Origin of the sequence: Bowmanella denitrificans, from assembly GCF_002887595.1 — a bacterium.
Lineage (GTDB): Bacteria > Pseudomonadota > Gammaproteobacteria > Enterobacterales > Alteromonadaceae > Bowmanella > Bowmanella denitrificans.
This window is the reverse complement of the sequence record NZ_PEBU01000004.1, coordinates 166,160-192,984: the sequence shown is the minus strand read 5'-3', so window position 1 is coordinate 192,984 and position 26,825 is coordinate 166,160. Positions and strand designations below refer to the sequence as shown.

At 53.1% G+C, this 26,825-nt stretch carries 6 protein-coding genes; all 6 read right to left on the bottom strand.

Annotated elements, in window-relative coordinates; all coding sequences use genetic code 11:
- Positions 1-2: 2 nt before the first annotated feature.
- The 6 genes from CSR04_RS09950 to CSR04_RS09925 all read right to left on the bottom strand — a co-directional run bounded on the left by CSR04_RS09950 (position 3) and on the right by CSR04_RS09925 (position 26,749).
- The gene (locus tag CSR04_RS09950) at positions 3-4,526 is read right to left on the bottom strand and encodes a type I polyketide synthase (RefSeq protein WP_102796133.1); all 4,524 of its coding nucleotides are present in this window, start codon (positions 4,524-4,526) and stop codon (positions 3-5) included.
- Between the two features lie 4 nt (positions 4,527-4,530).
- Entirely contained in the window at positions 4,531-11,028 is a 6,498-nt protein-coding gene (locus tag CSR04_RS09945) for a non-ribosomal peptide synthetase (RefSeq protein ID WP_102796132.1), read from the bottom strand.
- Positions 11,029-11,045: 17 nt separating this feature from the next.
- Positions 11,046-23,648 (bottom strand): non-ribosomal peptide synthetase, encoded by a 12,603-nt coding sequence (locus CSR04_RS09940; protein ID WP_102796131.1) that lies wholly within the window; start codon positions 23,646-23,648, stop codon positions 11,046-11,048.
- 166 nt (positions 23,649-23,814) lie between these two features.
- Entirely contained in the window at positions 23,815-24,966 is a 1,152-nt protein-coding gene (locus CSR04_RS09935; RefSeq protein ID WP_172449309.1) for a sulfotransferase family protein, read from the bottom strand.
- Positions 24,959-26,155, bottom strand: a complete 1,197-nt coding sequence (locus tag CSR04_RS09930) for a GNAT family N-acetyltransferase (protein WP_172449308.1) — start codon at positions 26,153-26,155, stop codon at positions 24,959-24,961. Before CSR04_RS09930 ends, CSR04_RS09935 begins: the two co-directional genes overlap by 8 nt.
- A gap of 171 nt (positions 26,156-26,326) precedes the next feature.
- The gene (locus tag CSR04_RS09925) at positions 26,327-26,749 is read right to left on the bottom strand and encodes a CBS domain-containing protein (RefSeq protein ID WP_102796288.1); all 423 of its coding nucleotides are present in this window, start codon (positions 26,747-26,749) and stop codon (positions 26,327-26,329) included.
- Between the last annotated feature and the right edge of the window lie 76 nt (positions 26,750-26,825).

Here is a 26,825-nt window from a genome sequence, read left to right as displayed (position 1 = left end):
GCCTATAACCTGATAGTGGTTTTGTTCACTGACGTTACACCGTCACCCTGGGCGGCCAGACGCTGCGCCAACAATAGGGCCAGCGAAGCGATAGTAGGATGCTCGTACAGCACGCCTGATGGTAACGTCACGGCAAAGTGCCGCTTGATGTCAGTAACGATTTGCACGGCCATCAGTGAATGTCCATGCAGCTCAAAAAAATCATCTTTGACACCAATGGGCGCGATGCCGAATCTATCCTGCCACAGACGGGCAAGGCGCTCTTGTAGCTCCCCCGCCGGTGCCTGAAATTCAGACGCCAAATCTGGACGTCCGTGGTACTGGCTGTAAACGTCGCTATCATCCGCACGGGACTCGGCACTATCCTGTCCGGCATATACCTGTGCTAATGGCCGCGTTGATACGGCAACATCCGGATAGTCATAGGCCAGAACACGCTGAACCACCTCTATCCCTTCCTCGGGCAGTATGCCGTGGCGAATGGCTTCCAGTGCATCTTCTTTATCACCGCGCTGAGCACGCAGACTGTCTACCGCCATGCCGACCTCACGCCAGGAATCCCAGCCAATACTCTTTATCGGTAACTGTGCCGCGTATTGTTGCGCTAACACTTGCTGATAAGCGTTTGCAGCACAATAGGCAACCTGTCCGACAGGACCAATCTGAGCCGACAGTGAAGAACAGAGTACAAAAAAATCCAGTGTGCTGTTGCGAAACAGGGTCAGTAGCGCCTGGCTACCCATCACTTTAGCGCTGAACACCTGCTGTGATTCCAGCGCCTGACGGGATTGGATCAATGCTCCATCAGCAATACCGGCACTGTGAAAAATGCCATGCACCGGCCCGGTCTGCCGGACTACGACACCCATGGCCTTTTTGAGCGCTTTAAAGTCGGACACATCCACATCCACTGCCACCGGATGCCCCCCCGACTCGCGTAATTCCTGCATCAGGCGGATATTTCGGGTAATAGACTCCTGTTCGTCATGACTGTCCAGCCAGCTTTGCCATTTGCTCTGTGGCGGCAGTGCGCGTCGACTTAGCAGGATCACTTTGGCCTGATAGGCTTTACATAAATGTCTGGCCAATGTGGCACCAATGCCGCCGAAGCCGCCACTGATAAGGTAGCAGCCCCCCTGACGATAGGGGCTTTGGTTATCCACCGGCTGCAAGTTAACCGCTTGATATTCCTCCATATAGCGCTTTGCCTGACGGATGGCGACATGGGGATACTGTGCCCAGTTTTGCGTTTGCCAATGCAGTAACTCGCGCACCACGGCCTGTCGGTTGGTATTTTCTGCCATCGCCCGCTCACCGGGTAAATCCAGCACCCGACAGGACAGCATATCAAACTCCCTGGCAATGACCCGACAAGGGCCAAGCACCAATGCCTGAGAAGCGTCGCAGGGCTCGTGGCCATCCGGCGCAAAAAGCTGACGGGTCAGAATCAACAAGGCCATTTTCTGCTCTGCAGCATGACTGCTGAGTGCTTTGGCCAGATACAACAAACTATGGAAGGTATGATCCTGTAACTGCGCCTGCCCTGACTGGCGACCAAAGGCCCAGGTGTGCAGGATCATTGAAGGAACACGCCCCTGGCGTGCCAGTTCAGCAGATAAGGCCTCAAAATCCCCATAGTGGCCTGGATTAATACTGAAAAGAGATTGCCCTTTTTGGCTAAATGCCCTGCCACTGTACACCAAGGTAACGCGCAGTCCCTGGCTCACCAGATTGTCCAGCAGCCCCTGCCAGCGTCTGGGGGTGTCGACCAGACAAAGGATATCGCCATCCAGCCTGGCAGACGCCGGCGGCAACTCGTTGCGTTGCCAGGTGGCGCGATAAAACCAGTTATGCAGTGGTTGACGACTATGCTCATTGCGCACTGAATTTGAGGCACTGCGCCGCAGCCAGTATCGGCCTTGTTCAAAAGCATAGGTCGGCAGGGCTACCCGGCGACGTTGCTGCCCCTGATAAAAGCGCGACCAGTCAACATTAACGCCGTGTCGCCACAACGCACCGACTGCACTGGCGATTTGTTCAAAATCCGACACTTGTTCCTTGGCACCAGGCAGACAATATGGCACCGTACCGGCACCCGGTTCCAGTTGCATGGCAGCCAATGTCGCCAAGGCTTTACCCGGTCCCACCTCCAGCAACTGATAACCTTCCGCCAGCAAGGTTGCCACTCCCTGGCTGAAATTGACACTGTGACGCAGGTGGGCCGTCCAGTAAGCAGATTGACAGACATCTCTCGGGGACGCCCACTGACCGCTCAAATTGGAAATAAAGGGTCGGGTTGGCGGGCACAGCGTCATACTATCCAGAGCGGCGCCATACTCGGCCAGACAAGGCTCCATCATGGGTGAATGAAAGGCATGGGAGGTTTTTAGCCAGCGACAATCCACGTCCTGTTGTTGCAGACGCTCAGCAACCTCTTCCAGGGCAGGAGCCGGCCCGGCCAGCACCAGTGAAGCCGGGCTGTTGCGGGCAGCAATCACCACATCTGCGCAACAAAAGGGTAGTAAGAAGTGCTCATCGGCTTGCACCGCCAGCATACGGCCAGGTGCCATTTTTGCCATCAGGCGGCCTCGTAAACAAACCAGTTCAATGGCTTGCGACAACGTAAATACACCGCACAGACAAGCCGCGACATATTCACCCAGACTGTGACCGATAAAGGTTTGCGCCTTAACGCCAAGGCTTTGCAAAAACATGGCCAGAGCGTACTCCAGCGCAAATAAGCAAGGCTGGGCAAAAGCTGTATCGGTCAGTCGTTGTGCATTTTCCGACGTTTTATCAAACATCAGGGTGAGCAGATCGTAGCCCTGCAAATGCGGGGCGGCGAGGCGCGCGCATTGATCAAGAATGGCCCTGAATTCAGGTTCAGTGTCATACAAATTTGCCCCCATCGAGACATATTGGGCGCCCTGGCCGGAAAACATCATTGCCAGTTTGCTGTGACTTTGCTTAGACAAGGTGCGTTGAATGTCTCGCATGCCGGGTTCATTGAGTTTTTGCAACGCCTGATTCACATCTGCAGCGGTTAGACTGGCGCGATAAGGCAGCAGGGTTCGCCCCACATGTAAGGTGTAAGCCGCATCCGGCAATGACAGTGGTTTGTGCTCAGCCAGATGCCTGGCAAAGCGGGCCATATTTTCCTGCAGCGCGGACTGACTGTTGGCAGAAAAACACAGCAGCTGCACATGTCTGGCCCAGGCAGAGCTTTCCTGCACGGGGGGTTCCTGCAGAATTACGTGCGCATTGGTGCCGCCAATGCCAAAGGCACTGGCCGCTGCCCGACGGGGAACCCTTTCCCAATCGCCAGGCTGGGTATTCACAAAAAACGGCGACGAAGCAAAATCGATTTCAGGGTTAGCACGGGAATAATTGATACTGGGCGGCAACTGTTTACGTGCAAATGCGCCACACAGCTTGATAATGCCCGCCATACCAGCTGCAGTATCCAGGTGTCCGATATTGGCTTTTACCGAGCCTATGGCACAAAACCCGGTTTCAGCGGTGTATTGTCGGTAAGCCTTGGTCAGCGCCTTCACTTCAATAGGGTCGCCCAGCGCGGTAGCCGTGCCATGGGCTTCAACATAGCCAATACTTTGCGGCTGCACATTTGCCGCATTCAGGGCCTGGGTGATCACATCGGCCTGTCCGTCCACGGAAGGCGCAGTAAATCCCAGTTTACGCGCGCCGTCATTGTTGATAGCAGAGCCTTTGATCACCGCAAAAATAGGGTCGCCATCCATCAGCGCCTGATCCAGTGGACGAAGGATAATGGCACCGGCACCGCTGCCAGAAATAGTGCCAGAAGCACCGGCATCAAAGGCTCGGCACTTGCCGTCACGCGACAATATGCCGCCCTGGGCATAATGATAACCACTCTTTTGCGGCACACTCACTCTCGCTGCACCCGCAATCGCCATATCGCACTCACCGGCAATAAGCGCCTGGCAAGCCTGGTGTATTACCACCAGAGAGGTTGAGCAGGCCGTGCCCAATGTCACCGCAGGCCCCTTCAGATTGAGCTTGTACGCCACCCGGCTGGCCATCAGATCCGAGTTATTTTCATAACAAAGGTCCCGGATCTGTTCAGCGGACAGGCCCTGTCCGCTGAGCGCATCGCTCAGGTATGAGCTACCTGAACAGCCAGCATACACGCCAATACGCAATGGGGTATTGTCCGGAGCATGGCCACAGCTTTCCAAGGCTTCCCAGGCGGTCTGCAAAAACAACCGATGCTGGGGATCCATCAAATCGGCTTCTTTTGCTGAGTAGCCAAAAAGCGCTGCGTCGAACTGATCGATATCATCCAGAAAGGAACCGCTGTTGACATAGTCAGGATCCGCCAGCACAGCCTTATCTATGCCAGCTTCCTGTAGCTCTTCATCGCTGAGTGTCCTGATGGATTCATGCCCTTCGAAAATATTACGCCAAAACGTCTGCGCATCACTGGCATCGGGGAAGCGGCAGGCCAGGCCGGTAATGGCAATATCCAATTCAGTATCCATATCCATCTTTTTATTCCTTTAACAAAACACCAGAACGGCGCTGCGAGGCTTGATTTTTGAGGCGGTTGCGGCCATGTCGTACATCAGTCTGAGCACAAAACTCGGCTTCACTGCCTTGTAAATACTGACAAAGCGCATCGACACTAGGGTGTTCAAGCAAGTCCAGCATGCTCAGTGTCAGACCTTGTCGTCGTAGCTGTTGCAGTAGTCGCATCAACAGCAGGGAGTGTCCGCCCACATCAAAGAAGTTGTCTTTGCAACCGATATCCTCACGCCCCAGCAGGGATTGCCAGGTTTGCAGCACTTGGGCGGCCAGATTTGATAAAGGCAGATTGTCATCCTGTTGCTCCAGAATGACAGGTGCGGGCAATTTTCGTCGGTCAACTTTGCCATTCACATTCAGCGGCAGGTTAGACATAGCCACAAAATGCTGCGGCAGCATATAACGCGGTAACTTTTCAGCCAGCTTGCCACGCAGCCAGTCTTCCGCCAATGACTGGTCATATTTGCCGACACAGTAAGCCACAAGGTGGCGGTTGGATCCGTTACCCTGCACATCCACAACCGCCTGAGCAACGCCTTCTATTTTCTGCAGTACCGCTTCCACTTCTCCCGGTTCAATACGGAAACCGCGGATTTTAACCTGCGCATCCAGACGTCCTACAAACTGCAATTCGCCGGTGGTCAGCCAGCAAACCTGATCACCAGTGCGATACCAGCGCCTACCTGCCAGTTTGACAAATCGCTGGTTGGTTAACGCCTCCTGATGCAGATACCCCAGCGCCAGGCCATCACCGCCCAGATACAGTTCACCCGGTGTGCCCACCGGTACCTCCTGGCCTAGTGGATCCAAAACCTTGGCCCAGGTACGATTGATTGGCAGACCAATGGGAATACCGTTAGTCTGATCACCTGACAAGGGCGCGATAGCATGGGTCAGGGCAAAGGTGGTGCATTCGGTGGGGCCGTAGGCGTTGTGCAGTTGCACATCGGGCAACCGTTGTTGGCAACGCAAAACATGCTCAGTGGAGCAAGCCTCACCACCGATCAACACATGTTGCATGCCGGCTAAGACCTCAGCGTCTTCATCCACCAAGGTATTAAATAAAGACGTGGTAAAAAACGCCGTAGTAATGCCAAACTCGCGGATGTATTGGGATATTAATGCAATGCTAGGTACGGCAGGCGGATAAATGGCCAACTGACAACCACAGAGTAATGCCGACCAAATTTCAAAGGTTGCAGCATCAAAGGTCACCGGTGCCAGATGGAGTATTCTGCTTTGATGATTCAGTGGTACATAGTCTGCTTCATGCAGTAACCTGACCACCCCTCGGTCTGGAATGATCACCCCTTTGGGATGACCGCTGGAACCAGAGGTAAACATCAGATACAACGGATCTTCTGCCGTCCGCCGGATACCAGGGTCATCCTTGCTGTAAGCGCTAATTACAGAGACTTTTTCGTCCACACAGCACAAGGTGCTGCCAGCCAGTACCGTCAACCTTTCTGCTGGCCAATGACTTGAATGTGACAACACAAAAGACGCAGCACTTTGTGTCAGTATGCTTTGCAACCTGGCATCGGGTTCATCTGGGTCAAGGGGAAGATAGGCGGCCCCGGTTTTTACGATGGCCAGCATGGTGACAATAAATGCCGTGCCTCTGGGTAACATCAAACCAATGTATTGGCCCTTGGCGACGCCCTGGGCCAGCAAAAAATTGGCCAGTCGATTGGATTGGGTTTCCAGTTCGGACAAACTTAAACGCTTGTCGGCTTCCAGAATAACCGGCGTATCTGCCGATAGTTGTCGCTGCGCATGATATAAGGCCAGGATATCGGGAACGTCCGGATAATCCTGCTCCATACAGGGCGCCTGCCACTGGCGGGGCACAAGTTCGCTATCCAGGTGCAGGGCCCCCGGCTGACGTGCCATGGCAGACAATACCGCATTGTAGGTATCTGCCAGTAAATCGGCCTGCTGCTCGGTGAGCTTATTGGCGTCATAATCGATATCCAGTGACAGCTGTTTGCGCTGCAGATTGGATGTCAGTGTCAGATGCTGAAAGTGCACACTCAGGGTAAAGTTGGTGCCTTCATTCACCTGCTCTTTGTCCAACGGGTTACTGGCCGTCAGCCCCAGTTCCGGATCCAGTTCGTTGTATACATGGAAATCCAGAAAGTTAAACAGCACTTCATCCAGCAGCCCTTGCCCGCCGGCATCACGTTGAATGGCGGCAAAAGGATAGCGCCGGTAAGGGAGTAACTTTCTTTCCTGAGCAAACACCTGCTGACAAAGTGCCTGCCAACTGCATTTTTTTAATTTGAACCGATATGGCAGCGTGTTTAGAAACAACCCTGCCAGCCTGTCACCACCAATTTCCTCCGGTCGCCCGTTTGCCGGTATGCCCGTCAGGATATCGGTCTGGCCACTGAGGATATTCATCACCTTGATGTGCGCGGCCAATGCCACACTTTTCATCGGTACTTCGGCCTCACGCATCAGCCGGCACAGTCCCTGATAATCAGCGGCAGACAAGGTAAATCTGCGCAGCCGAATATCCGGCACCTGATTTTTAACGTTCTGGGGTTTCATTCTTGGCAGGGTCAGAGCCTGCGCGTCCTGCAACTCTGCACGCCAGAACGCTGTTTGCGCTTCGGTCGCTAAAATGCGTTGCTCCAATGCAACAAAATCGGCATAACGGTAGTCACATGCCTGCGCCTGCTGGTACATTTTGCCGCTCAGCCTGGCCTCGTAGCGATTGAAGACCTCGACGATCATGGAGTGATAACTCCAGCCATCAAACACCGGATGGCACTCTGTCATGGTGAACTGGATACAGCGTGGCGAGCGCAGATGTATAAAAAACCTCAGCAAGGTTGGCTTACTCAGATCAAAAGGATGCTGGCGCTCCTGTTCCAGCAACTGCAAAATCACCTCATTCTGAGCCGCCAAAGACAAGTGGCTGATATCTTCAATCTGTGTGGGCAGGGTGGCGCTGGGCAACACCAGTTGCAGAGGCTCACTGAAATTTTGCAAGTCAAAGGCGGTACGGTAAACCTCATGAGCATCCACTGTGTCCTGAACCGCGGCCTGAAATGCCCCGGCATCAAAGGGGCGGCTCAGTTGAAACTGCGTGGTGCCGGTACAGTGATAAACATTGGAGTCCGGAGCGATTTCCATATGGTAAAACATGGCCGCCTGCATCTGACTAAGTGGATAGGCATCCTGCAAATCCGGGTAGGCTGACAACAAACTGGCTTTATCCTGCTCACTCACTTGACTGAATGGTGCGGTATGACGATATCCCAGCTCTTCATCGGTCGCGCCATGCTCGGCTGCCAGCGCCCGCACGGTTTGATGCTGAAACAACCCCATCATTGTCAGTTGCAGGCCACGGCGCTTGGCCTGGTCAATCACCTGTACAGCCCTGAGTGAGTCACCTCCCAGGGCAAAGAAGTTATCCAGTACGCCAATGCGGTCAATACCCAGCACCGCCTGCCAAATTTCACATAAGCACTGTTCCTTGTCACTTTCCGGCGCCTGATAACGGCTGGCCAGCCTGGGACGCAGCCCAGAGGGTTCAGGTAAGGCCGCCAAATCCAGTTTGCCGTTAACGGTCAGTGGCATGGCATCGAGCATCATGAAAGCGGCTGGTAGCATGTAATCCGGCAGCCGTTTTGCCGCCTCGGCACGGATCTGCTCTACGGTGGGTGTTGCTTCACCACAGACCAGATAGGCAACAATCTGATTCAGGCCATCAGCCTGGCTTTTGGCTACCACTTTCGCGGACTCTACCATCGACAGTCCCTGCAATACCGCCTCAATTTCGCCCAATTCAATGCGGAAACCACGAATCTTCACTTGTTGATCGGCACGCCCCAGATACTGCAAGCTACCGTCGGGCAAGCAACGGCCCAGGTCGCCGGAACGATACAGGCGCGGATGAACGGAGGCAGGTAGCGGATTGTCAATGAATCGCTGAGAAGTCAGTTCGGGACGATACAGATAGCCCCGCGCCAAGCCAGCGCCGCCCACATAAATTTCACCTACCGCGCCAGGCGGTACCAGATTTGCGTGCTCATCCAATAAATAGATACTCAGGTCTTCAATCGGCCTGCCTATCAGGCTGCCATGGCTTTTCTCAACAATTTGCCTGTCGATGGCCTGATAAGTCACATGTACCGTCGTCTCGGTAATGCCATACATATTGACCAACTTAGGTACGCAGTCGCCATGTACTTCAATCCACGGACGAAGGGCTGCGAAATCCAGGGCTTCGCCACCAAACACCACATATCGCAAGGACAGTTGAGCCCTGAGCTTGCTGTCTTTGCCAATAAACTGAGAAAAGGCCGACGGGGTTTGATTCAGTACCGTAATGCCTTGCTGGGCAACCAGTTGGTAGAATCGGTCAGGATCTCGGCTGATGGCTGGCGGTACCACCACCAGCTTGCCCCCATACAACCAGGCTCCCCACATTTCCCATACGGAAAAGTCAAACGCACAGGAGTGAAACAAGGTCCATACGTCATGCTGATCAAAGGCAAAATCAGACTCTGTCGCCTTGAATAATCGCAGCACGTTACCCTGGTTGATACACACCCCTTTGGGTTGACCGGTTGAACCAGAGGTATAGATGACATACGCCATTGAATCTGCATCGCTGGCCAGCGGGGGATTAAAATGATGCTGGTCCTCGGCGGCTGACACATCATCAAGCCAGATGCATTCTGGATGATTTTCCAGTTTTGCCAGCAATGGCGCGTGCAGATGGTCGCTGATGAGCAGCGACACTCTGGCATCCAGCAGATAGTAATCCAGACGCTGACTGGGATGGGCCGGGTCTAAAATCAAATAGGCCGCCCCACTTTTCAACACGGCCAGAATACTGACCAACAAATCAACCGATGGGCTGAGACATATCGCCACAATGGAAGGCGACGCCGGATTGATTGATGCTTGCTGGCGGGTGCGAATCAACTGTGCCAACAAATTGGCCTGCTGGTTAAGCTCGGTATAGGTCAGTGTCTGGCCATCACAGCTAAGGGCCACTCTTTGCCCGAATCGTTCGACACTTTGCTCAAAGCATTCCACCAGCCCCACAGGGGATTCATGTTTGCGTAACACCTTCTCGGTGTGCATCACCAGGGCCTGCTGGGCCTGAGGATCAAGCATAGGTAAGGAAGAACAGGGGCGCTCCAGATTACCCAGTAAAACGCTTAACAGTTGCTGATACCATTGCGCCAGTTTTTCCATACTGTCAGGTTCAAAAAGGTCCCGGCAATATTCAATCACCCCATCCACTTGTCCATCGGTTTCCTGTAACGAAAAGGTCAGATCAAATTTACTGGTGTCAATGGATGGTGGAAGCGTTTCGACCTCCAATTCTCCCCACTGCACTTGTGCGTAGTCACTTTGGTAAGCGAACATGACCTGGAATAAAGGGGTGATACTGACATCTCTTTCACCAACCAGTTCGTCCACCAGTTTTTCAAATGGCAGATGTTGATGTTCCAAAGCGTCCAATATGCTCTTTTGCACCAAACGTGCCTGAGCCTTAAAACTCAGACTGGGATCCAGGCGGGTACGTAACACCAGGGTATTAACGAACAGCCCTATCAATCCTTCAGTATCCAGGTGATCGCGACCGGCGACAGGGAAACCAACACTAATGTCCTGCTGTCGGCACATTCTGGATAGCAACAATTGGAAGGCGGTCATATACAAACTGAAACGGCTTAATCCATGGGCAGATGCAAAAGCGCTCGCCCTGTCGGCCAATGCCTTGGGCAGGCAAAAGGGTTGCAGCGCCCCTTTCAGGCTTTGTATCTTGGCCCTGGGTTTGTCAGTAAGTAATGCCAGTGAAGGCGCACCGCTCAGCATTTTGCGCCAGTATGCCAGGTCGTCTTTGTGTCGCTCTGAATTGAGATTGTCCTGTTGCCACTGTGCATAGTCACCATATTGCAAAGGCAATTCAGGTAGTTGGGGCGGTTCTCCTTGTTGGTAGGCTTGATAGCAATGAGCCAGCTCGCTGACAAATATGTCTGCCGACCAACCATCTGAAATAATATGATGCATGGTCACTGACAACAGCCAGTCTGCGTCATTGAGTTTCAGCACAGCAACGCGAAACAAAGGCAGTCGGGACAACTCAAACAGCTTTTGATATTGGTCTGTGGCAAATTCGGTAATCGCCGCTTCAGGCTCTGACAGCTCCGCATCCTGCCTGTCCACCCCGACAGCATATTGCGCCAGACAACGCTGATACAATGCACCGTTTTCATAGACAAAACGGGTACGTAAGATCTCATGGCGCGCCACCAGATAGTTAACGGCCTGTTCCAGGGCCGTAACATTCAGGCAGCCTTTGATCCTGAGTAGCTTGGGAATATGGTATTGATGGCTATCCGGTCTCAGTTGCTGCAGCAACCACATCCGCTGCTGCGCTGACGAAGGCGCAAACTGATACTCTTCCGTGTTTGATGTCGTCTCTAATGTAGTCATACCAAAACCTTGTATTGTTAGTAACTGTCGGATGGTTCATCAACCCGGCGAGCCTGCCGGTTGAGTCGGGGAATAGCGCCGGCAAGCTGTTGCTTTGCATCTGAGTGGTGTTCAGGCAGACCTGCCAGACGCTCAGCCAGTTGCCAGACCTTTGGAAAATCAAATACTTCGCGCAGCGTCAAAGCCTGTTGACTGCGATGACGGATACGTGAAACCAGGCGGGTGGCCTTAAGGGAATGTCCTCCGATAGCAAAAAAGTCGTCATTTCGACCGACCCTTTGCTGGCCTAGCAACTCGGCATACAGTTCACACAGCATCTGCTCTGTTGGGTTACGTGCAGGCTGATAATCACTTGCCAACTGCTCTGGTAACGCAGTGGTGGCCAGCGCTGAACGATCCAGCTTGCCGTTTGTGGTCATCGGCAGTTGCGGTAACACCACAAATTGCTCGGGCACCATATACAAGGGCAAACACTGGCTCAGATGCTCACGCAATGACTCGGCGGACACCTCCTCCCCGTCTTGTCGGGGGGCAACAAAGGCCGTCAATCTGACTTCCTGCTGCTGATGCATGACCAGTACGGCAGCCTGTGCGATCGCCGGGATGGCCAGCAAGGCACTTTCCACCTCTGCCGCTTCAATACGAAAGCCACGAATCTTCAGTTGGGTGTCCTGACGTCCCAAGTACAGCAAATCCCCCGAGGGCAGCACTCTGACCAGGTCACCACTGCGGTAGAAGCGCCCGCTGATAGCGGACAAAGACAACGGCACAAACTGCGCTTGCGTTTGTGATGGCCGGTTTAGATAGCCCAGCGCAACGCCATCCCCACCAATCAAGAGTTCAGCAGCCAAATCGGTTGTTGCCGGCCCGTTTTGAACATCGGCCAGGTACAAACAGGTATTATGGATGGGCTTGCCTATGGGTACTGGCCCTTGGGTCAGGTGTGCGTCAAGACGATAGACACAACAGCCCACCACGGTTTCTGTTGGCCCGTATTCGTTGTAGAAAGTGGCCTGGGGCGCCAACTGTCTGAGCAGTTGAACCTGACTGTAATCCAGCGCCTCTCCGCCGATGACAACAGAAGCCAGTGCCTGACATTGGCCGGGCAGTAAACGCTCAGCCAGTAATTGCAAATGCACAGGGGTAATTTTCAGTAGCAACGGATGTCGAGCTGCCATCACTGCTTCAGCCAAGGCCCCCAGCTCGTCCCGCTCAGACACCAGCTGCACACAACCGCCCAGGGTAAGTGGCAAAAACAGACTAGTGATAGTGGCGTCAAACCCAATCGAACTGTGTACACAGCTATCTATGCAGCCGTGCCTTGCATATTCCTCACGAGCATAGCCAAGATAATTGCGCAAACCGCCATGCGTAATCCTTACGCCTTTAGGCTGCCCGGTGGAGCCCGAGGTGTATATCAGATAACAAGGATCTTGTGCTTGTATCTGCGGCAAGGAGGCTGACGAAGGCTCAGGTAATTGCGCTCCGACAAGGTCCAGATCACATCTCGGCACCTCGTCATCAAAGCGCTGGATACCTGTCTCACTTAACAACAAGGCCGGCTTGGCGTCGCTGAGCATAAACTGCAATCGCGCTGCTGGTAGACTGGGGTCAAGCGGCACATATGCCGCGCCACAGCGCATGACTGCCAGCAGTGCAACGATAAGCTCCCGGCGCCTTGAAATGCACACGCCGATATGGGTGCCCTTAGCAGCGAAACCATGTTGCTGCATCCAGGTCTGGAGCTGACCGGCCAGATAGTCAACCCGACAGGCCAGTTCCTTGTAGGTCAGGTCCCCCATTTCATCGCGAATGGCAGGTTGATGGGGAAACGCGGCTGTCGCCTGCTCAAACCACTGCAAGCTGTGTTCTGCGTCATGCACTACCCTGCTCCCCTGCAGCACCTGAGGAAGTCCGGACGCCACCAAACAGGTAGTTGAATCTGCAGCACTGAATCGCGCCAGAATGTCTACCAGTGTATCGGCCAGGGTATGAATATCACGCACGCAGGTGGTGTCATACACCAGGTTGAAACGCAGCTCCTGCCCCTGGCTGCCATCGTCTCCCACCACCAGGACCAGCGGGTAGTTTGTGGTCTCTTTAGCTTTGAGTAAGGTGTAATTCAGCACCTGATCAACCGCTTTGGGTATGGGGTAGTTTTCAAACACCAGGATACTGTGAAACAAAGATTGCCGCGGATTTGCCGCACAGTGCTGCTGAATATCGGCTAATGAGTCATGAACATGGGGCTGACATGCGAGCATGCTTTGCTGAATATCGGTCAGCCAGTTTACTATGGGTTTGCCGGGCTCAAAGGTCACACTACAAGGCAGGGTATTGATAAACAATCCAAGCATTTCCTCCACCCTGGGCAGCTCGATATTCCGTCCTGAGTGGGTAACCCCAAAGATCACCTGGCGACTGCCACTGTATTCATGCAGTAGTGTTGCCCAAGCCGCCTGAACCAGCGTACTTAGAGTAAGATGATGGCGGCGGGCAAAGCTTCGAAGATGTCTAAAGGCCTGACCTTTCAGGCAATGATGATGTTGCGCGAGCTCCCTTCTTTGCTCGGTTAAGTTCTGTGTATCCGCCAAAGGTAAAGTGGTGGGCTGACATCCTTTGCCTAACCAGGCTTCCCAGAATGCCAAATCAGACTGACGGCCATGCAACCATTTAAGGTAATCACCATACTGTGCATTGGCCTCGACCCGGTCCTGCATGTCGGCATCAGCCATGCCGCACAAGTGTCTAAATTCCGCCATCAGACGGGATAAGGACCAGCCGTCCAGAATGGCGTGATGATGGCTGACCAACAGCCAGTGCAACTGCGTATTGAGTTGAATGTGGTAAACCCGCAGTAAAGCTGGCTTATGCATGGCAAAAGGTTGACTCAAATCGTCCGCCAGAAGCTTGTCCAGTGCGGCGTCAAGGTCTTGTGCGGGCTGTGCCTGCCAGTCGAGATAGTGCCAGTCAAGCTCAGCTCTGGAGTTAATGACCTGCACGGGGCCTGAGGGTAAATCCAGCACAAAGGCGCTACGCAGAATGTCATGACGGGCCACCAGCGAGTTAAATGCCTGGCGCATTCTGTCCGCCTGCCAGCGGCCATTAAGGGTATATACAATTTGTTCATGATAAACGCCGCTAGCGGGCGCATAGCGGCTGTGAAACAGCATCCCTTCCTGCATCCACGACAAGGGCAGTATCTGGCTAAGCTCGGGGTAATCTTGTATTAACAGCGCCAGCTCGTCCTGTTCCAACGCCACCAGATCGAAGTCGGCCGGTACCGGCAATGGCGTATCACCGAGGGTAATTAACACCTTGATGTTATCCAGCATTCGCTCAGCAAGTTGTTGGGCCTGAATAGCAGGCAAACAAGCCGGATCATACTGCCAGTGCAGGGTCAGCCCTTGCTCATCAAGCATGGCATCCACTTCCAGTTGATGAGCACGCTGAATCGCACTGTGATGGCGACCCGGTATTGGCGTATTGTGTGCGGCGATAAAAGGCAAGCTCAGATTCTGCTGTACGCTCAAACGTCCCAGATAATTGAGACAAACCTCGACTGGCTGACTATCACGCAGCTGTTTATCTTTATGCAGGTATTTGAGACTGCCGTATCCCACCCCTTGGGCCGGAGTTTCACGTAAACGTTGTTTGGCTTCTCGCAATACCTGCAATGGGCTGCAAGGCCATGGAAGCTCAAATAGCACCGGAAACAGGGCTGTCAGCCATCCCACCAGACGTTGCGGGTTTACCGCCATTCCCTCCGCACGCCCATGGGTTTCCAGATTAAATCTTAGTGCTCCACGGCGCTGCATCTGCATCAGCGTCATGGCCAATGCCCCACTGAGCACCTCATCAACCCGCGCATCTACGGGTTGTTGGGCCATGCTCAGCAACTTATCGCTCTGCTCCTTATCCAGGCGGATCTGCAAGCTGGCGCTTTGTCCGTAACTATGACTGTCTGTGCGGGCAAATAATGGAGGTAAACGCGTCGATGCTCGGTGATACCAAAGCGCCCTTTCCGCCTCGGCAACCTCACGTTGTTGCAAACAACTTACCCAATCTATTACTGACGGTACATCAGACAATGACTTATGCGGTTGCTGGTAATAATCAAGCAAATCCTCAATCAGCACCGTCCAGGACCAGTTGTCAATGATGCTGTGGTGGGCCACCAGCAACAGCCAGTCCTCAGCCTCTTTGGCCCGGATAATTCGCAGTGCCTTAAGCAAAGGGCCTTTGTCCAGCGCAAAGCCCTGCTGCTGCTGTTCTAACAGTTCATTTAACCCTTCAAGGGAGGAAGGACAGTCGACCTGACTCAGCAAAACCTTTTGCCCTTGTGGTAACAGCCTGGGGTGTCCGTGTTCAGTCTGAAGATCAAAAATCTGGCGCAGGCCGGCATGCTGATTCAGCACCTGAGCAAATGCCCGCTCAAATCGCTGAACATCAAGGTGTTTATCCAGACTGAACAACATTGCCTGGTTAAACTGCCAGTGCCCATGACCGCCGTGTTCAAACAGCCAGCTCTGCATGGGAGAGAGTCCGACATCATTTTGGTTTTGCGGCACAATGGTCCGGGGAGTCAGAGGAGTAAGGCAAAGGGCTATCTGTGCAATGGTCTGGCGCTGAAATACGTCTCTGGCCTGCAGTGCATACCCGGCTTCCCGGCAACGAAACACCAGTTGCAAGGCCAGAATAGAGTCTCCTCCCAGCTCGAAGAAGTTATCCTGCAGCCCGATTGCCTGATTATCAAATAGTTGCTGACACTGCCTGACTATCAGACATTGCTGGGTATTGAAACTGTCGTTTGCCGCCCCTTTGGTTTGCGGCAGTGGCATTTTCTCTAACGCAACACGGTCGACCTTGCCGTTGGCCGTCAGCGGCAGCACAGGCAAAGCCAGCATCAGATTGGGTAGCATGTAATCCGGCAGGTGCGTGCAAAGATGGTCACGCAGCACAGATTGCCACTGGGCCGGCCGTTCATGCAGTACCAGGTAGGCCACCAGTATCTGATGTTGGCCCTGCTGACGAACACCAACACTGGCCTGATGCACCAGTGGAGACTGACAGGCAATGGCTTCAATTTCCCCCGGCTCAATACGAAAGCCTTTGAATTTAAGTTGTTCATCTATGCGGCCCAGATACAACAGGTTACCGTCATTCAAATACCTTACCCGGTCCCCGGTACGATAAAGCCGGGCTCCTTTTTCCTTCGCGGTAAAAGGGTCAGTGACAAAACGCGCATGGGTTAGATCGGGGCGGTTCAGATATCCTCGTGCCAGCCCGCTTCCGCCGATGTACAACTCGCCGTCCATACCTGGTGGCACGGGCTGCATAGCATTATCCAGCACATACAATTTGGTATTGGCAATAGGCCGGCCAATGGGCACCAGGCCACCTACATTATCCGGCCCTTGCCCGAACTGATAGACACAGCAGCCCACCGTGGCTTCTGTCGGGCCATATTCGTTATACAAAACGGCATCAGGCAACAGCGCTTGCAGGCGGCTGGCACTCTCGTACTTTAGTGCTTCCCCACCAATTACGAAGTGGCAATGCTGCAGGTGCTGCCTTTGTTGCAGGCCTTGCAGCAGTTCCAGATGCGCGGGGGTCAGTTTGAGAAAGTCCTGATCAGTACCTATGGTCAGTGTTTCCAGCAGTTCCTGAGCACCGGCATCCGGGGCCAGTAAATGTAAGGTGGCACCACGCAGCAGCGGAACAAACAAACTGGTGACAGAGGCATCAAAGCTGACAGACAAATGCATCAGGGTGTCAGCACCCTGCTGGCCATACTGATGCTGGGCGTGGTACAAATAATTACTCAGTGCGCCGTGCTCAATCATCACCCCTTTAGGCACCCCGGTTGAGCCGGATGTGTAAATCACATAAGCCAATTGTGACGCTGGCAAGGGTAAAGCACTCGTTGCCATATCCACTGACTGCCAGTGATTGCTGTCCAGGTTAAGCAGGCTTGGCTCCTTGCCAGCTGCCGCATAGGCGGTACAGGCCAGCTCCCGGGTCTGCTCATTGCAAATAACCCCGCAAACGCCGGCATCTTTGAGCATAAAGGCTATTCTGCCGGCAGGCAGTGCCGGGTCCACTGGCAAGTAAGCGCCTCCGGCTTTGAACACTGCCAGTACACTTAGTGGTAGTGCCAATCCTCTGGGTAACAATATGGCAACCAGCGATTCTGGCTGTACTTGCCACAAGCGCTGCAGATGCGCAGCCAATTGGCCACTTTGCCTGTCCAATTGTTGGTAGCTTGTCGAGGTATCCCCCATTTTCAGCGCTGTGGCATCACCTCTAGTGTTAACCACCTTACTGAACTGAGTGAGTACATCTTTACCCACCGGCTTTGCAGGACCAAAAGCCCAGCGTGCCAGCAACGCATCGGCATCGGCTTTTTGCCATAAGCCTAGCTGACTGACGAGCTGATTCGGGTAAGCCGCTCCCTGTGCAACAAAGTGCAACCAGCACTTGGCCAGGCTATCCACTGCCTGGGACGAAAAGGCGCTGAGGCGGTACTCAAAACGACAACTGATCCGGCTCTGTTTCTGGACAACAAACAGCGTTAAATCAAACTTAGCCGTATCATTGTCCAGTGTTTGTACCGGGTAAGGTGTTTCAAGTTCCTCACTCTGATAAACAAACATAATGTTGTAGGCAGCCAGATCATGGCCCTGCTGTCGACCCAATGCTTTGAGTAATTGCTGCAAAGGCCTGTCAGCGTGCCGCATAAGTTGCGGTAAGAGAGTCTTTAAACGGCCCACCACCTGACCTGTGCCGTCTTCATGTCCAATGTTTAGTCTGACAGGCAAGGTATTGATAAATAAGCCGATTGTATTTTCAAGACAGGATAACGGACGCCAGGATACCGGCGTTGTCACTAAAATATCCGTCTGGCCCGTCAACCTGTGCAAAAAGGCCATAAACAGCCCCAACCAGGTTTGCATTGGCGTACTTTGTTGCGAATCAGCAAGCCGCGCGACCGACCTACCTACTGACGAATCAATTTCGCAGGCCACTACTGCGCCAGCACTGACCCCCTGTATCTGACTGCTGTCACTGTTGCGGCCTGCAAAGGGCAACGACAAGGCCTGAGGCGGGTCTTTCAGTTGCTGTTGCCAGAATGCCTGACTTTGCGGATTACCGGTCTGGCTCTGCTGCCAGCGGGCAAAGTCGATGTAGGCCGCATCCGGCAATTCCCCCTGTAGCTTAGCTGCCGCGGCATTGATAGCCTGATGCAGCTTCGTCAACGACTGCTCATCAATAAGAATATGGTGGATGCATAGCAGCAGGGCTAGCCTTTCTGAATGAGTCTGATAAAGGGTTAACCGGTAAGGCTGGCTATCAGTAAGGGCAATAGGGATTTTCGCCTGCGCGCGGGCCTGGGTTAAAACCTCCGCCAATGTTGCATAGCCATACTCAACATCCTGTTCTGTTAGCAGCCCGCCAGGGACGGATTGCAAAGACTGTTGTGGCCTGCCGTCTTCGAAACGAAAATGCAGGCGAAAGATATCATGGATGGATAACACCTGATTAATGGCCTGAATAAGCTCCAATAGCGGGTAACGCTGACCAACCAGGCAAAGCTGACAGATATTGTAATGACTACTCTGCTCCTGCAGATGGCAGTCCAGCCAGATGGGTAACTGTGAGTCGCTCAGATTAACCCATTCACCAGCCCTTGTGGGAGTCGGCCAGGGCCGCTCGGTGCGGATAGGCTGCGGGCTTGCCAATGGTTTGCAGCGTAAAGCAATATGTTGAAGTTGAGGGGATTCAAAGAATGCCTCGACAGGAAGTTCCAGCCCATACTGTTTAGCCAGCCGGGCCGACACTTGTACAGCCAGCAATGAATGTCCCCCCTGGGCAAAAAACGAGCGCTGCAAATCCAGTACTTTGCCGCCCAGCAGTTCCTGACAAACCGCCAGCAGGGCACTTTCTTCGTCGCTTACATCCGGCGATGAAGTCAGATTATCGGGGCCCGCGCCGGGCTGGGGTAAGGCAGCGCGATCAATTTTGTTATTGGGTAGCCGGGGAAATCCATCCATGATCAGTATGTGATTGGGCATAGCATGATCTGGCAGTTGCCTCATCAGCAATGACTGCAGTTCGTCCCGAGGGAAGGATGCGGGGGTGGATGCGACCACATAAAGGAGAATCTGTGCCTGCGCGGCGCTTCCTTGTATCAGTGCCAGCGCATCCAAAACCTGCGGGTGGCGCCTGGCCAACTGCTCAATTTCACTCAGCTCAAGACGAAAGCCACGAATCTTAACCTGGTGGTCAACCCGCCCCAGAAACTCCAGATTTCCGTCCGCCAGATAACGCACTAAATCGCCACTGCGATAGACAAGATGGCTGCCCAGCTCGCCCAGTTCAACCTGAACAAAGCGTTCGGACGTAGCATCGGGCCGATTAAGATAGCCCATGGCCAGCCCTACACCACTGATACACAGCTCGCCGATGGCGCCTATGGCACAAGGTTGCAAATGGCTGTTCAGCACCCAGCATTGGGTGTTGGCCAGCGGGCGACCAATATGGGCTTTTGCACAGCCCGGCATCAACCGGGCGTTGGTGGCACTGACCGTGGTTTCGGTCGGCCCGTAAGAATTGATAAAGACCCGCCCGCTTGCCCATTGCTCCACCAATTCCGGGGTGCAAGCCTCACCAGCGACAATCAGCACCTTAACGCCAGACAAGCTGTCGTTGGGCATAACAGCGAGGGCTGACGCGGGTAACGTAAGGTGCGTGATCTGTTGTTTTTCCACCACCCTGGCCAGCCCCAGCCCTGGCATTAACGCCAGTCGCTCATCTAACACCAATGCCGCGCCGCTGATGAGGGTAACGACAATCTCCCACACAGACGTATCAAAACTGAATGAGGCAAATTGCAATACCCGGCTGTCTGGCTTGACCTGTAACAACTCAATTTCATCTTCGGCCAGGTTGCAGACGCCCTGGTGGGCAATCGCCACACCTTTGGGTTTACCGGTCGAGCCAGAGGTATAAATGATGTAAGCCATGTCCTGAGCCAGTACCTCCACCTGCGGAGGTTCATCACTCTGCTGGCCAAGACTAGCCCAGTAACTGTTCAGCTCCAGCAGTTCCACACCCGCCGTCTGATATGCGCTCAGGTATTGCGCCTCAGTGATCAGCAGTCGCGCACCACTGTCGCTCAGCATATTTTCGCGCCGCATTAAGGGATAATCCGGATCTACCGGCACGTATACAGCACCGGCTTTAAGCACGGCCAGAAAAGACACCACCAGCGGTATGCCGCGCGCCAGACTGATGGCTACCGGGTCACCTTTACCGACGCCTTTGGCGATCAACACATGCGCCAGTTGGTTGGCGGTGCGCTCCAGGTCCTGATAATTCATTTGCTCTTGTTGAAATACCAGAGCCGTATTGGTCGGCGTTTTTAGTGCCTGTCGGCGAATCAGCTCATGAATACCACAATTGTCAGTGAATGGCCGGGCCGTCTGATTCCAGGCCAGAATTTGCTGACGTTGCGCAACTGACAGCAGTTTAAGTGAACTGACTGATTGCTGAGGATCGCTACTGAGCTGCGTTAGCAAATACGCAAAACTATCGGTTAGCCGCTGCATAGTCTTTTCACAGAAGAGCGAACTGGCATATTCCAGCTCTCCTTCCAGCCCCCAGTCTTCGTCCCAAAGTTGCAGGGTCAGATCATATTTTGCGGTACCATTATCCAACTGTCTCGGCCTTGCCAGCACCGCATTAGGCAGAATCTGTTCATTTGCCTCTTGTTGTTGCATGGCAAACATCACCTGAAACAGTGGCGACAAATTGGCCGCTCTGGAGGGGTTTAACGCCTGAACCAGCTCATCAAATGGCAACTGCTGGTGATATAGATTCTGACTGCTTTGGCGGTGAATCTGTTGCGCAAACTGGGCGAAACTGTTGTGCGGCTCAAGACTGGAGCGATAGCAGAGTAAATTGACATAGAAGCCAATGCGCTGCTCACTGCCAGGCTGGTTGCGGTTGGCGACCGGTACACCAATCACCTGATCCTGCTGACCATTGTAGTGATTCAGCAGCACTTTAAACGCAGCCAGATAAAAGGAAAATATCGACACATTGAGACGCCGGGCCTGCATGGCACAGCCCTGAGCCAGGGCTTTGGGTAAGGTAAAACGCAGGCGATGCCCCTGATATTGCCACTGAGCTGGCCTGGCATAATCACCTGGCAGACTGGTAACAGGGGGCGCATCCTGCATCAATGCCTGCCAGTAAGCCAGGCTTGCTGCCTGTTCAACCTTGGGCCAGGCGGTTGCGTTACTTGCTATTGTGTGTGGCACCGGCTTGCCACTCAGACATTGCTTATAAGCATCAAGCCATTGTTGCCAGAACAGGTCAAAAGACCAGCCGTCAGCAATACTGTGGTGTAAACAGATATACAGCCGATATTCAGCATCACTAACCTTAAGCAGCGCTGCACACCATAAGGCTTGACCATCCAGATGAAATGGCTGCCTTGCCGCGGCTTCCATCCACTGCTGTGCAGCGTCGCTGGCGTTCACTTCGTCGCTCAGAACGACAAAGTTCAAGTCTGGCTCTGACGCCAGAGGCAGCGGCATAAACTCACCGTCTTGCAGGATAACTCCGGTTCTCAGTGCTGGCTGAGACGCCACCACAACATGCAATGCTTTTTGCAGTGCTTTAACATCCAGGTAACCCTGCCAACAACTTTCATAGGCCATGTTATATAAGGCACTGTCAGGATGACGATGCTGGAAGAAACACAACCGTCGTTGATCCGGCGTAAGTCCTTCTGATGCGGCTGATGGCGTGGTATCAGCCTGATTATTATGTGGCTTAGTCAGATAAGCGGCCAGTTCGGCAATAGTTGGGTAGGCAAACAACGTGGCAGGATTTAAAACGACAGCGAATTCGCTTTGCACCAGACTGTTAAGCTTCAAGCCTTGCAGCGAACGGCCACCTAATTGAAAAAAATTATCGTGGCGTCCAATGCTGTCCATATTCAGCACTTGCTGCCAGCATTTCGCCAACATTATTTCCCACTTCCCCTGCGGGGCTTCAAACTCAGCATCCAGCGCATTGGGCCGACCCGACGGTGGCATAGGTAAGCTGCGACGGTCCACCTTGCCGTTGGGTAGAAGGGGGAATGATTGTAGCTGAATAAAATGTGCCGGTATCATATGGTCAGCCAGGTGAGCGCGTAGGCTCTGAGCCAGGGCATGCGGCGCTATGCTTGTTGAGCTAATCACATAGGCAACCAGTATGGCCTCTTCGTCACCAACAGCTTTCACCACGGCAGCCTCAACCTGCTCGACGGCTTCAAGGGCCAGTTCCACCTCGCTGAGTTCCACGCGCTGCCCATGAATTTTGACCTGCAAGTCGATGCGCTCCATCAACTCCAGCTCACCGGATTCATTAACCTGTGCTAAGTCTCCGGTTCGGTATCCAGGCACGGATTCATCGCCTATTGCAAACCAGTCCACCAGGTCTTGCGGGGTTTTGCCCAGATATCCAGCCGACCTGTGCGGAGTTACAATGACGACTTCTCCTTGCCCACTTTGTTGCGCTTCACCGCGCTCATTCAGCAGTAAGAAACGCGCGCCGCTGATGGGTCGGCCAACCGGTATTCTTTTGCGCTCTGCGTCGGCAGCTGACACCGGGTAAAAAAACTTGGCCAGGGTGGTTTCAGTTGGACCATACAGATTAGTCAGGCTGGCATTGGCAAAGCGCTTGTGCGCGAAAAAATGCTCCACCAGCCTGGGTTTCAGTGGTTCACCGGCCAACAATACATGACGGAGCCTGGAATTGACCGGCTGCGTATTGGCGTTGTCCAGCAGGATGGCAAACAGGGATGGCACATTATGATGCACCGTCACCCCGCTTTGCGCCAACCAGTCATTGGTACGCTCTGGATCCAATCGAACACCGGGATCCGGCGGGATACACAATGTTGCACCATTGAAAAGCGGCAGCAGTACGTCCCTGAGGAAGGGATCAAAGGTTTGTGGTGTCAGCAGACTCACTTTGTCCTGCGCCTGAATCTGCAGATAGTCGCTTTCCCAATCAATAAAGGCACATACCCCTTGGTGGCGGCCCAAAATTCCCTTGGGCACACCAGTGGAACCCGATGTGAAATACAAATAGCCAACCTCCGATGACACTTTGGTCCCGGTCAGTTCGTCAATGGCTTGGTGCAGATTTGTATAAGTCTGCACTGGTTGTTGATCTTCCTCCAGCAACAACACCGCTAAGGATTGCTGAATGCGCTGCGCCAGTTGATCCAACTGGGCCAGCCAGTTGGCCGTGGTGATAATCAATATGGGCTTTGCCTGTGACAAAACCTGCTGTTGACGTGAAGGGTGCTGGAATGGATCCACAGGCGTAAACACACAGTGACTCTGACCAATCGCCAGCATGGCGCTGATGAGCTCCGGCTGAATCCCCAGATAAGTGCAAATAACGCCCCCGGAACAACAATGGCGGCTAATTTTGGTGCTCAACAAATCTGCCTGCTGCGCCAGTTGGGCATAACTCAGGTGATATTGGCCATATTCCATGGCAATGCGCTCAGGAAAGCGGTGTGCAGTTTGCAGGATGCGCGCAGCAAAGTTCATGTTTCCCTCTGAATCCTTAAGTTAGTGGCAGAACCAAAAAGCGATGTCGACACGCCAAACTAGCATAGAAATTTGGCCTGTTTAGCCTTTGCGCAGAGATGCTGACAAAGGCGAAAATAGGCCGGAAAATTACTGACAAACACATGACATCTGTCACTTGCCAGCCTTACCCGGCGGCTCGGGATGAAGACACTGAAGGTGCATCCGGTTGCCAGTCGCAAAATCCGTCATGCCATTGCTGACGCAGGGTATTCAGCAGCTCATCATCACTTTGGTAGGACTCAACGGCATAGTGCTGATGCGCCATAACAAAGTGCTCAAAACGCGACTTGACCTGCTCAAAACCTGGCAGTTGTAAACGCTCATACAACGACGCCAGGTTGCCAACGGGGTCATGGACCAGATCTTCATACCGCACCTCAAACAGGTTGTTGGCGGGTATCAGGTGGCGCTCATCAAAATAGCGTTGCAGCAGGCTGGGATAAATGTTCATCACCGCGGCTTTGTTCTGCTCTTCTGTCAGCGTTTGTATGGCAGAGTCCTGACACATCTTGCGATGTAACCTGAGGGTGGAATGAAACACATCCACAGGGTTACGTTTGATGTAAATGAACTTGGCATCAGGATATAGCTGCAACAGCAACTTGACCCGGGCAGTGTTGATAGGATTCTTGAGCAGCAGACGCTTTTGCCGATACAAAAAGTTCAGTTTTTTGATGACCTTAGCATACTGCTGCTTCCACTGGCTGGCCGCCAACGATGTATTGCCGAAAAACAGAAAACGTTGGAAGAAGGTCTGGAAAGCTGCAGGGAACAACCATGCCAGATAGCAGGAGCCCTGTGTGTAAAGCAGGGCATATTCTTCCTCAAACGCCGCATCTGGTGTCAACTCAACATCATCCATAGGGCGTTTTTGCGGCACCTGGTCATCAAAGAGTTTTTTCAACCATCCCAATTTGTCCAGGATCAGGCAGCAGGGATAGGTAGATGCATGGCGCAGGGTCAGACAGGCAAACTGCGGGTCCTGGCTGAGCAAATAGTGAAAATAGGTGGTACCACTGCGCCAATGTCCCAACAAAAAAACCGGTTGATGAACAATGGGAGTGCGTGTGATCCGTCGCTGGTACAGCAGGTATTCCAACCATCCCAACAGCGTAAAAAACCAGCCGAATAACAGGAAATATGCAAGGTAATCCACCAGCAAGGATTCCTTATCTTTGGCAACCTGCCATTGCGTTTGCCGCCAAAATTTCAGAAATCGAAACAGCGACATCCCCATACCAATCTGGGCGTCCTTGTGTTTTTTATCTTTATTCATCTTTGCCTCCGACATGACTATGGAAGTGTCTGTTATCAGATACCTTAAATACCCGGTAATTGGGTTGCGGCGGTGGGCTTGTCAGCATGTCCTGACCAAACCAATCCAGCAGGATGCGGCCAAGCCTGGTGCGAGCTTTGAGAAGCAAGGTCATAGGTACCGCCTGACATCCCAAGCGGGCCTTGAAAGTGTCAGCGGCCTGCCCCACATGAATACTGTCGAAGGGACCTTTTTCCAGCGCCTGCTCAATGGCGGCGTATACCAGGTTGTAGTAGACATTGGTCTGCCGATTGGCCTGATAGTCCAAACCGGCAAACAGCAGATAGAAACGTTTATGACTGAACAAAGACAGCATAAACCCGACAGTTCGTTCCTCTTTAACCGCCAACGTCAGTAACAGTCGATCAGATTGATGCCGTATCAGTTGCTGAAAAAAGTCATGCTCCAGCACTTCGAATCTGTAGGCAGATTTCTTCACAACGGCCAGATACAACTGGTAAAGATCAGGCCCAAAGGCATCGAATAACTGTGCTTTGGAAAGATGGGAGATGGCAAAGCCAGATTGCAAAAAATGCTGCTGTGCCCTGCGCACATTGGCACGGTACTTGGCCTGAAGCGCCTGACAGTAGTCACTGAAGCGACGAAATTTTGAAGGAAAATAATAATAGGGAGGACTGGGCGCCAATTGATAACCGTAGTTTGTCAGTTTGCCTAACAGCGGCAATTGTTCAGGTGCTGACTCCGTCACCATATGCAGGCTGCAACGACATTGCCGCCCGACTTGTTCGAGGGCATTTTTAAGGGTTTCTGCCAGAGCATCACCGTCTACCTGGTTGTGTACCACCAGCAGATTGCTTCCCAGGGATACGGGTGGGCCACACAACAGCAGTGGCAGCTTCAGAAAACCCGGCCAGATCCGGCGAATACTCCGCAGCAGTCGTTGCCGCTTTGCGCCCGGTACATTGAGTGGATCCCAGTTAAACAGTGACAACACGGCACAGGCCACACATTGCTGCTGTGCATCAAAAAACAGGGCAAAGAAACACCGATCGGCAGAAGACAGACTGGCGTGAATGGCACGTAAAAACGCTAAATCAGCCAGATCATGAGCGGCATGGCGCTGAACAAAGTCCTGCCAGCCGCTTTGCTCAAGCTCGGCAGGTTCCTGAAAAAGCCGAAAGTGATACATAGTTCCCTGATATCCCATACAAGCCTGACGTCAGAGATTCAGGCGGTGAAATGGCTTGCAGGAATTCTATGGGATCGGCTCTGGTCTTGTTGTTCTGTTGTGTCAGGCTTTGTCAGTAGTCTGGTATATTGGAGATTGCGGCTTATGGCAATTTATTGGGATCGCAAAAGGTCAACACGCTCTACTATCTTTCATTTTTTCAATTTGCCGGAAAATATCCCGCCAACTGAGTATCCCCACCCAGTGCTTGTTGTCATCAACCACAGGTAAACAGGAAATAGCATGGCGGTTAAATAAGCGAACCGCCTGCAACACGGAGTCATTGAGATTGATAGTAATCAGATTGCGGCTCATGATTTGGTACACTTTTTTCTGAAAAGACGCCATATCCCTGGCATCTGCGCTGTTTGAACCAATACGGGCACTCACCGCTTTAAGCAGATCGCGATCAGAAATCACCCCTAGCAGGGTTTTGCCGTCCACCACCAGCACATGATGAAACTTATGTTTCTGAAAAATCTCGTGCACCCGGTACAGATTGTCATCCATCTTTACCGTTACCACCGGTGCGCTCATAATCTTGCTGACTTTCACAATTTCTCCCTGCAAAACATCAACATAGGCCACAGTATCAATCTAATGCGGTGTTTGCACTTTTTGCAAGTCCTGA

Bases quoted from the DNA above. Each gene is read 5' to 3' on its own strand.
- CSR04_RS09935 (WP_172449309.1), bottom strand. From the start codon at position 24,966: ATGAATAAAGATAAAAAACACAAGGACGCCCAGATTGGTATGGGGATG.
- CSR04_RS09930 (WP_172449308.1), bottom strand. From the start codon at position 26,155: ATGTATCACTTTCGGCTTTTTCAGGAACCTGCCGAGCTTGAGCAAAGC.
- CSR04_RS09945 (WP_102796132.1), bottom strand. From the start codon at position 11,028: ATGACTACATTAGAGACGACATCAAACACGGAAGAGTATCAGTTTGCG.
- CSR04_RS09940 (WP_102796131.1), bottom strand. From the start codon at position 23,648: ATGAACTTTGCTGCGCGCATCCTGCAAACTGCACACCGCTTTCCTGAG.
- CSR04_RS09950 (WP_102796133.1), bottom strand. From the start codon at position 4,526: ATGGATATGGATACTGAATTGGATATTGCCATTACCGGCCTGGCCTGC.